This window comes from Pseudescherichia sp. (assembly GCF_031987975.1).
In the GTDB taxonomy this organism is placed as follows: domain Bacteria; phylum Pseudomonadota; class Gammaproteobacteria; order Enterobacterales; family Enterobacteriaceae; genus Pseudescherichia.
In genome coordinates, this window is sequence record NZ_DALZYX010000014.1 from 46980 (window position 1) to 56933 (window position 9954).

At 48.0% G+C, this 9954-nt stretch carries 10 protein-coding genes; 7 read left to right on the top strand and 3 right to left on the bottom strand.

Features of this window, described 5'->3' with window-relative positions:
• Positions 1-4: 4 nt before the first annotated feature.
• Both RTN40_RS19530 and RTN40_RS19535 read right to left on the bottom strand, forming a co-directional pair.
• Entirely contained in the window at positions 5-1237 is a 1233-nt protein-coding gene (locus RTN40_RS19530) for an MFS transporter (protein ID WP_006785998.1), read from the bottom strand.
• A complete protein-coding gene (locus tag RTN40_RS19535) occupies positions 1234-1761 on the bottom strand; it encodes a GNAT family N-acetyltransferase (RefSeq protein ID WP_020899215.1) in 528 nt (175 codons plus the stop codon). The genes RTN40_RS19530 and RTN40_RS19535 overlap by 4 nt, the downstream gene beginning before the upstream one ends.
• A 98-nt stretch (positions 1762-1859) precedes the next feature.
• On the opposite strand from RTN40_RS19535, the gene RTN40_RS19540 reads away from it, so the two are divergent.
• From RTN40_RS19540 to RTN40_RS19570, 7 genes are all read left to right on the top strand, one after another.
• Positions 1860-2759, top strand: a complete 900-nt coding sequence (locus RTN40_RS19540) for a LysR family transcriptional regulator (protein ID WP_006786000.1) — start codon at positions 1860-1862, stop codon at positions 2757-2759.
• A gap of 193 nt (positions 2760-2952) precedes the next feature.
• Positions 2953-3393, top strand: a complete 441-nt coding sequence (gene umuD, locus RTN40_RS19545) for a translesion error-prone DNA polymerase V autoproteolytic subunit (RefSeq protein WP_006786002.1) — start codon at positions 2953-2955, stop codon at positions 3391-3393.
• A 41-nt stretch (positions 3394-3434) separates the two neighbouring features.
• Complete coding sequence (gene umuC / locus RTN40_RS19550) at positions 3435-4709, top strand: translesion error-prone DNA polymerase V subunit UmuC (RefSeq protein ID WP_023202697.1); 1275 nt, start codon at positions 3435-3437, stop codon at positions 4707-4709.
• 37 nt (positions 4710-4746) lie between these two features.
• The gene (gene umuC, locus RTN40_RS19555) at positions 4747-5793 is read left to right on the top strand and encodes a translesion error-prone DNA polymerase V subunit UmuC (protein ID WP_254889019.1); all 1047 of its coding nucleotides are present in this window, start codon (positions 4747-4749) and stop codon (positions 5791-5793) included.
• A gap of 152 nt (positions 5794-5945) precedes the next feature.
• Positions 5946-6491 carry a hypothetical protein gene (locus tag RTN40_RS19560; RefSeq protein ID WP_020899213.1) on the top strand — a complete coding sequence of 182 codons (546 nt, stop codon included), beginning with the start codon at positions 5946-5948 and terminating at the stop codon, positions 6489-6491.
• Between the two features lie 60 nt (positions 6492-6551).
• Entirely contained in the window at positions 6552-7250 is a 699-nt protein-coding gene (locus tag RTN40_RS19565) for a hypothetical protein (protein ID WP_020899212.1), read from the top strand.
• 931 nt (positions 7251-8181) lie between these two features.
• Positions 8182-9081, top strand: a complete 900-nt coding sequence (locus tag RTN40_RS19570; RefSeq protein ID WP_006786007.1) for an integrase domain-containing protein — start codon at positions 8182-8184, stop codon at positions 9079-9081.
• Between the two features lie 68 nt (positions 9082-9149).
• Here the strand turns inward: RTN40_RS19570 and RTN40_RS19575 are convergent, their stop codons facing one another.
• The gene (locus tag RTN40_RS19575; protein ID WP_020899211.1) at positions 9150-9767 is read right to left on the bottom strand and encodes a recombinase family protein; all 618 of its coding nucleotides are present in this window, start codon (positions 9765-9767) and stop codon (positions 9150-9152) included.
• Positions 9768-9954: the final 187 nt, after the last annotated feature.

The window sequence follows — 9954 nt, forward strand, 5'->3', positions numbered from 1 at the left end:
GCCGTCAAACATTTTTTTCGTGAAGGGTAGATGCTCCATGGTCCCGGTTCTGCACAACAGAGCCAGAATGACGCTGCCAGAGGACCACAGAAATCGCCGTAATGATCAGGGTCAGGATGAAGGAAAAAAGCAGCGTGCCGGGTATACCGTAGCGCTCCAGCAGTATGGCATACGCAGACGGAGCCAGTGCCGCGAGAAAAAATGCCGGCGACAACAGTATTCCTGTTTTGCGGGCGTACTGCTGCGGATCAAACAGCACAAGAGGAAGTACGGCCTTCACGATCGTATTCAGTCCGTTTACGGCCCCATAGCCCAGAACGAAAAAGGCTGTAGCCACAGGAGTAATGCTGCCTGCAAGGCCGGTCAGAAAACAGAGGGGAAGCAGGATACCGGTTATAAGGTTCAGGCGTATCGCGGAGATTCGTGCACCTGAAACTACACCCAGCAGACGGGCACCTAACTGCCCCACTCCCCACAGCATGCCAGCCAGAGCAGGCACGCCATAAGAGGCCAGTATCCGGGGAAAATGTGTGGACACGCCGGTGGAGACAAAGCTTATCAACGCTATCAGAGTGGCATACCACAGGCCGCTGATGAGTGCTTTTGTGTCCTCTGATGTTGCTGTTGCGTCAGCCGAATGGCCGGATCGCCCTGTTACGGGAAGTTTTACCCGACTGCCTGCCGGAACGGCAGTTAAAAAAAACAGGCTCAGCAGGCCCGCACAGCCATAAATGATGACGGCATGCCGCCAGTCGGTGACGTGAAGAAGCGCTGCGCCAGCAGGCCAGAAAGCGGCCGACGCGAGACCGCCCAGCAGGGTGACCAGAGAGATTGCCTTGCGAGCCTCTGCGCCTGCGGTTTCCACAAGCATGGCAAAAGCGGCGTCATACAGAGCAAGCCGCATGCCCGCGCCTGTCAGGATCCAGACGGCATCCCACGCTAATGTTGAATAGGTAAACGCCATCAGAAAACACCCGATGGTTATAGCCAAAGTTCCCGCCATCATCAGGGTGCGTCCACCGGTACGGGCCATTACGGGACCGATAAGCGGTGAAACCAGCCCCATAACGAGCATGGCAACGCTCAGGCCGGAGAATGTCTCACCGGAAGACCAGCCTGTTTCCGCCATGATGGCGGCTCCGAAGACACCCGGCATGTAGAACGTAATACCCCAGTTGATAAGCTGCGTCATGCCGATGCAGAAAATGGTGCGGCCTGTCAGATATCCTTGTGTCATTCTGTACTTTCCGGAAGCGTAGCGTCGCCATGCCCGAGCGTACGCTGCAGGATAACCGTATCGAGCCAGCGCCCATGCTTGAATCCTACAGACCTGAGGGTGCCAGTGATGCTGAAGCCTGCAGCGCGGTGAAGAGCAAGGGAGGCAGTATTTTCACTGTTCCCCACCACCGCTACAAGTTGCCGAAAACCACGGGCTTCTGCCCATCCTACTGCACGGGATAGCAGCATTTTTCCAATGCCCCGCCCCTGATACGTGGCATCAACATATACAGAGTCTTCCAGAGTAAAGCGATAGGCGCACCGTTCCCGGTATAGAGACAAATAGCAGTATCCTCGAACAATTCCTCCGTCAACCGCCACCAACCAGGGCAGTCCTGCTGCATGTACCTTTTTCAGCCGGGCTGCCATTTCAGCCTCACCCGGCGGTTCGGTTTCAAAAGTGGCGGTGCCGTGTAATACGTGATAAGCATAAATCTGTTGTATAGCGGGAATATGTCGTTCATCTGCTTCGGTTATTTCCATCAGTACAGCTCCCTTTCAGATCAGAAACAGAGACTAACCCGGATGAATCATTTCAGACAGGCAGCAGGGCTTATCAGCGTTATGAGGAAAACTTTGGCATGGCAACACTGAACCTCGATCATCTGGCTACCTTCAGGCTGGTCATCAGCCGGGGCAGTTTCTCGGGGGCGGCAGAAGTACTTGGCTTGTCGCAACCGGCAGTGAGCCTGCAGATAAGACAGCTGGAGCAGACGCTTAAGGTCAGGCTTATTGAGCGAACCAGCCGGGGAGTAAGACCAACGACTGCCGGTTTGACTCTCGCTGAACACTGCATGAAAATTGATGCGGTGGTAAGCGGAGCGGTTGAAGCGGTTTCCCTGCATTCAGACGAAATAACCGGCACCGTTACTGTCGGCACAGGCGCAACAGCCTGTATCCATCTGCTACCTCACTTACTGCAGCAACTTCGACAGACCCATCCCCTGCTGAAGGTGGATGTACGCACAGGCAATACTTCAGATATTGTACGGGGAGTGGAGGAAAACCGTATAGATATTGGTCTGGTAACGCTGCCGGCAGCCGGTAAATGCCTGAGTGTCAGCCCGCTGGGTACGGATGAGTTTGTTGTAATCATGGAAAAGGACACCTCGGAGCAGAGTGCAAAACCGCTGTCTCCTGATACCCTTTTGCCACTGCCGCTGATTGTATTTGAACCCGGAAGTGCCACACGCGATCTGATTGACGGATGGTTCAGCGATGCAGGGCATACTGTCAGCCCGGTTATGGAGCTTGGCAGTATTGAAGCCATTAAAAGGATGGTTCGTTCCGGCCTGGGTTACAGCATCGTTCCCCGTATGTCCGTTGCAAGTCATGAAGAAAGGCAGGGTCTCAGTCTTTACTCAGTAACGCCATCGCTTCACCGGACTCTGGGGACAGTGATGCGGGAGGATCGGATTGTCAGCAGGGGCATAAGTGAAGTACTGAACAGACTAAGTAAGATCTTTCCTGAATCAAAATAAATTTTTAACATGCCCTGACACAGAAAGTCCTGATAGCTGCTTGTTTTACGAGCTGTCGTTCCGCTATAAATTCAAATAAATCAATAGTCCATTATTTTAATGATATTTGTGTCGCCCCACGCTTCTTGCTTCGTTCGTAAAGTCAGACAATACTACTGTAAATACGTACAGCATTTTGACAGGGATTTTTGCTATGTTTCACGCCTTTGAGTTGATGCACCCGGCGGATAATCCGCCGCCCAGCTACAGGCCCCTTTTCCTGGAACGCGTACCCTGCGGTTTTCCCTCTCCTTGCCAGGACTATGCGGAGCAGGAACTCGACTTAAACGAATATCTAATAGCCCACAGGGCAAGCACCTTTTTCCTGCGCGCACAGGGCAACAGCATGCAGGATATAGGACTTTACGACGGCGATCTGCTGATAGTCGATCGGGCACTCAGGCCTGAGCACGGCGACGTGGTTATCGCTGTACTGTACGGCGAATTTACGGTCAAGCGCCTTCTTATTACCCAGAAAGGGCCGGTATTGCAGCCGATGAATCCCGCCTATCCTGTTATTATCCCAGACCCGGATACCCTGGAAATTTTCGGCGTAGTGGCGCACTTCGTGCACACTCCGCGCCGGAGAAACTGATATGTGCGGGTTATCTACACACGGCGGAGATCATGATGTCCATGTTCGGCCTGGCTGACGTTAATTCATTCTATGCCAGCTGCGAGACGCTGTTCCGCCCGGACCTGCGTGGCAGACCTGTGCTAGTGCTCAGCAACAACGACGGATGCGTCATTGCACGCTCCGCTGGCGCAAAAGCGCTTGGCATCAAAATGGGTGCGCCATGGTTTGAGGTAAAAACACAGGATTATCCGGAAAAGGTGCACGTGTTCAGCTCCAATTACGCGCTTTATCACAGCCTCAGCCAGAGAGTAATGACCGCGCTTGAAGAGATAACGCCACGCGTCGAGCAGTACAGCATTGATGAGATGTTTCTGGATCTCACCGGTATTGACGGCTGTGAGAACTTCGAAACTTTTGGCCGTCGCCTGCGTGCGCATGTCTTTACCACAACGGGTCTCACCGTCGGTATCGGCATGGGGCCGACCAAAACACTGGCAAAATCGGCCCAGTGGGCGGGCAAGGAGTGGAAGCAGTTTCGCGGCGTACTGGCGCTTACGCCAGGTAATCCGAAACGTACTGAAACCCTGCTGGCTAACCAGCCCGTTGAGGAAATATGGGGCGTGGGACGGCGTATCGGTAAACGACTCAACCTTATGGGAATCGAAACTGCTCTGCAGCTATCACGCGCGCGTCCGAAGTTCATTCGCGATAACTTTTCCGTGGTGCTGGAGCGCACCGTACGCGAGCTGAACGGTGAATCATGTATTCCGCTCGAAGAGCTGCCACCGGCAAAACAGCAGATTGTCTGTAGCCGCAGCTTCGGCGAGCGAATTACCTCAAAAGTCGCTATGCAGCAGGCGCTGTGTCAGTACGCTGCGCGCGCAGCGGAAAAACTGCGCGGGGAACGTCAGTACTGTCGCAACATCGGTGTGTTTATCCGGACGTCGCCACACGCAAACGGTGAGGTTTTTTACGGGAACAGCGCTGGTGAGAAACTGACGCTGCCAACACAGGACACGCGTGACATTATTGAATCTGCGATGCGATCACTTGACCGTATCTGGCTTGAGGGTCGAAGGTACATGAAAGCAGGTATCATGCTTGATAACTTCACTCCAAACGGTGTAAGCCAGCTCAATCTGTTTGAAGATAACCAGCCGCGGGCCAATAGCGCACAGCTGATGAAGGTACTGGATGATATCAACCAGTCCGGAATGGGAAATGTATGGTTTGCGGGCCAGGGCATTAATACCGAATGGAAAATGAAACGTGAAATGCTAAGCCCTGCTTGGACCACGCGCTGGTCTGACATACCTAAAGCGCGCGTGCTTTGAGTCGGTTACTAATTAAGCTGTTGAAATTGTATTCCACATAAATGCTGATATGTCAGACAGAGTGATGACTATTTTGCAGTTACTGACTCCGCGTGTGGAAATTTACAGTATCGATGAAGCTTTTTGTGATCTTACGGGTATGCGTAATCTGTTATCGCTTGAGGTGTTTGGCCATCAGATACGTGATCAGATTAAGCGAAGAACACATCTGACTGTGGGAGTGGGAATAGGCCCTACAAAAACGCTCGCCAAACTGGCTCAGTATGCAAGTAAGCGCTGGCCCGCAACGCGAGGTGTGGTAGATCTCAGTGACAGACAGCGTCAGCGTAAGTTAATGGCTTTAGTACCAGTTGAGGAGGTCTGGGGTATAGGACGGCGGCTGGGTAAAAAATTACAGTTTATGGGCATTAACAATGCACTTCAGCTGGCTGAGCTGTCGCCTTCATTCATTCGTAAACAGTTCTCAGTAGTTGTTGAGCGCACGGTCAGAGAGCTGAACGGTATTCCTTGCCTCGGTTTAGAAGAATTTACTGCCCCAAAAGAACAAATCATATGCTCCCGATCTTTTGGAGAAAAACCGTCGGACGAAGTCAGCCTGCATCAGGCCATTTGCGCTCATGCTGAACGTGCAGCAGAAAAACTCCGTGCAGAGCATCAATTTTGTAAACGGGTAGCAGTTTTCATCAGTACCAGCCCTTTCTCAGAAAATGAGGTGTTTTATAAGAATCAGGCGGTAACAGAGCTTGCTGTACCCGCTCAGGATTCACGGGATATCATTAACGCGGCTATAAAGGCATTTGATACGATATTTGTACCAGGGCACCGTTATCATCGTGCTGGCGTGATGCTCACTGATTTCCGAAGCGCTGCCGTATCTCAATTGACCCTTTTTGATGACTTTCAGCCTCATCGTAACAGCGAAGAGCTGATGACATTAATAGACAGCATTAACCATTCAGGCAAAGGCTCTGTTTGGTTTGCAGGGCAAGGTATTAAAGATGCATCTATGGGCTGGAAGATGCGCAGAGAAAGGCTTTCCCCCGCCTTCACGACTAAGCTAAGTGATATAATTAAAGTGAAGTGAGCTTCCTTTTTACGCCCAGCCATTTGGTATACCTCATCATTGACTTTCATTATACAATACGGCAGGGTTTTACAGTCTGTTACAATGTGACGGAATAGTAAGTCGTACTAAAGCTGTTATTTTCACGGTAAAAATAGGGAGAAAAAAGGAATATGAAGGGTCTATATACTATTTTAATACTACCTGTTCTCGTAACAGCTTGTAGTATGAATGATATAGCAACTACAAACCAGAAAATCAGTGATGGTGCCTCAGGAATAATGAATTCCCTGAGAGGTAACTCCTCAGGAAATGATGAGCAGCGTATGAAAGTATCTCCTTCAGAAAAAAAAGAATCGACCTCTAAAAGTTATACTGTACCAGTAGATGTTGATACTGCAGCAGCAAGAATTAAAAGGAAGTTTAAGTTTATCTCTAATGATGAACTGAGATCAATTAGAGAAAAAAATAACGATGGCGAATGGACTGCCAGCGCAATTACCGATAGTAATCAGGAATGGGATGCGATGACTGGAAGTTATTATAAAATGGGCTCAGATTGGGGCGACTATGATGATCACCTAACTATTGAGCTAGAAAAAAATGGGTCAGGTAGTCGTATTCATATAACGTACAGTTCTTCTTCAAAGCAAAGACTCGCAAGTAGCGGCTTGCAGGATTTAATGCAAAATATTAAGAATGTAGCTGAAGGGAAGTAACTAATTATTAAGGGTGTGGATATTGCTATATCCGCACTCATAAATCTATAAGGAGTAAGTGTGTTTAATCTCTTGTCCTATTTCCATAATAAATATAAAGGCCGAATTATAGAGTGTGACGAAACTCTGGATTACAGAGCCAACTTTGAGCATGCATTAAAATTTACAAAAGGGCTGGGCTTTAATGAAGGTTCAATAACGGATTTGAAGGATGGTGAATTGGATTATCATAATATGATGGCAAAAGTGTGTCATGAAGCAGAAGTGGATAGCTTCTCTTTTTCAGCAGGGCAATGTCTCAAGTGGTGTCATTTCCTTCAGCCATATTTTGAATCCGCACTTGGCTGTAAAATTTGGACGACAGTCGGTCAATTATGGAAGGGAGATAAATGGCTTTATAATCCCACATATGATGAATTTGAAAAATGGTCCAACAAGGGATTTCAGCCCGAAGATTTTTCTGAGACGCCTGCTCTAAATCTTCATGCCTGGTATACAACAGATACTGGTCATTTGATTGATATTTCATATCTGAGTACTCTTTCAAATGTATTTCCTGATTGCCATGAATATACTGGAGGTGTGCTGGTAGGTAAGCCAAATGATATTTTTCCTGGCTATCAATACGTACCTATAGTCGTTGGGCAAGGTATAGTAGAAAAAATTCAAAGCAAATCTTTTATACCTTTTCTTGCTAATGACGTTGAGGATCTAATGTCTGTTGGAATGGTGATATATGCAGACCCTAACAATGAATAATATAAGAAAGTTGACGATCATCTGAGGCGTTGCTAACATCACCAGTGCATTAGAAGTCGCTACGGCGACCATCCAAAACCCCTGTAACCTGAGAGGGGTGCCTTCGGGCGGTTACCAGCCAATGCTTCAGCGGTCTGAGAGAAGCGCCTTCGGGTGACTGCCAGCTAATGTCCCACATACCTGAGAGGGACGCCTTATGGCGGTAAACCCGTTTAACCTTTGAAAACGGGGGCCACTAATGTGGATAAGGTCACCGACCAAAAACTGGCCGGCTAACGCCTCAATGATTCACATCTTCCTGATGTTGAATTGTCATTAAAGGAGCTGAATCAGGCTCTGATCTTTCACTACGTTATGATTCTTGCCAGGGATACGCCCTGAGTTTCGTACGACTTTTGCATCGACGGATAAGGCCATTTGGCACATTTGGCCGCTTACGGAGTTGCATTAGGAGCACGAAGCTGCGCGGCGTCACTTGTGAAGTGGCGAAGACACTACCAAGTGACGCGCGCAGCGCATAACGTCTCAACCCACGTACGACGTGGTTTTCAACGTTTTACTACCATCTGACCAACATGTAGTCCGTGTTAGTACGGTATTAAACTCACTTTTACATCAACGTAAGCACGACGGAAGGCCGTCTGAACGTTCAATTATCAGTAAGGAGGAAATCGACTCGGTATCGATGGCGACACTACGAACAGTAGTGTTGGAGGCAGCTTGACGTAAGTCAGCTCTGCATAAGCAGCAAACAGATCAGAGATCTGGGGTGCCTCGCAAGAACTCAACAATTCGCCGCCCCGATGCACAGATACCAGTTGAGACGCAGGAAGCGCAAAAGCAACCGTGTCGTCGGGGATGAATTACTGGGGTACAGATCCGTCCGCTTATTTACAAGCCGAGGGACGTGTATCCCTGTGGAGATATAGGAATGTCCAGATTCAGTAAACAGCTGTGCAAACAACTTGTCACACTTGCTCGTCAGGGAAGGGGAAGTTATAAAACTGTGGCTGACCGCTCAAGAATTGCAGAACGTTTTTCTGAACGTCTGTCTGAACTGAATATTCAGATTAGGGACGTAAAACATATCAAAACTTCCCATATTGAAAAATATATTGAGAGCAGGAAGGCAGACAGTTTGTCTCTCAGGACGTTACAGAATGAGATGTCTGCTATCCGCTCTGTTTTATTATCAGCAGGAAGAAATAAACTGGCCGATCCCAATCATACCAGCCTGAGTAATCAGGCCCTGGGAATTTCTGGTGCTAACCGGGATGGCACTAAACTTCCTATTACAGATGAAAAACTTAATGCGGTTGTGAATTTTGCGCTTAAAAAAGATGAAGGTGTTGCGCTCGCGGTACAACTTTCAAGATACCTTGGATTGAGAACAGAAGAAACCGTGCAGTCCGCAAAGTCGTTAAAAACATGGAAGCAGTCATTGATTAACAATAATGAGCGTGTCCGTGTTGTTTTCGGGACTAAAGGCGGGCGGCCGAGAGAAACAACAGTTTTCAATCGTGAAAAAGTTTTATCAATTCTTGATAAGGCAATTCATTATGTCAGTGAACATAACGGAAAACTGATTGATAAACCTTCTCTGCATACTGCAATAGATCGTTACCGAAATATTGTACGAGAGGCAGGGATGAATGGTAAAAATGCCCCGCATAGTTTGCGTTACGCTTATTCACGTGATGCTGTAAATCATCATATTAAAAATGGAATGAGCCGCGACGAAGCTGAAGCATTAGTATCGATGGATTTGGGGCATGGAGATGGCCGTGGTCGTTATATTAAACAAGTTTATTTTCGCGGTGAAACAGAATAAGTTGTTTCTTTACTGAATTTTCAGGACGTAGCGCCACAGCTCATTCAGGGCTGTGGCTTTTCTAAATTTCAATCCGTATCTTTACATGCTCGAATAACTGTCATGCGTGAAACGCCGGCGAGCCTTGCCGTTTCATTTATTGATTTTCCGTTTTTCTTGCGAAGCGTTCTAATTAACTCATGTTTTTCCTTATCTGCTAGCCTCCCCCTGTATTTCCCTTTTTCCTTGGCGGCTGTAATTCCTTCCATCTGCCTTCTGCGACGATCTTCATAATCTTTACGGGCGATAGCAGCTAACATGTCCAGCATCATATTATTCACTGCCCGGAGCATACTATGAGTAAAGTCATAAGCTGATGGTGTGGACAGGGCAATGTGACTTGTAGGCAAATCAAGGCTTATTATTGAAAGCGATTTCTCATTAATCATCTTTTTTAAAGATTCCCAGCCATTATCATCCAGGCGTGAAAGCCGATCTACTTGTTCTATAAGTATCGCATCCCCTGGCTCTGTATCCTGAAGCAGTCTCATCAGTTCCGGTCGGTGCAATGCTGCGCCTGAAGCATTTTCAACATACCAGCCAGCAATGCGATGATTGTGTTGTTGAGCAAAGTCCTTGAGCCTCGATTTTGCACGCAGTGCATCCTGTTCCTGAGTTGAAGCACGAAGATATCCAAATATAAACAAAGTTCCTCCGGCAGTAACATTAAAATAGTCACATTCCAATCGGTATCATTTAAGTGGTAACTTATTTATATTCTACCAATAAACTGGATAGTATTTAATAGGTATACCCATTTGATACCCAGGTTGACATAATCACTATTTGCTCTGAAAATAGACAGGCTTACTTGTTGCTACATGCAACCAGCTA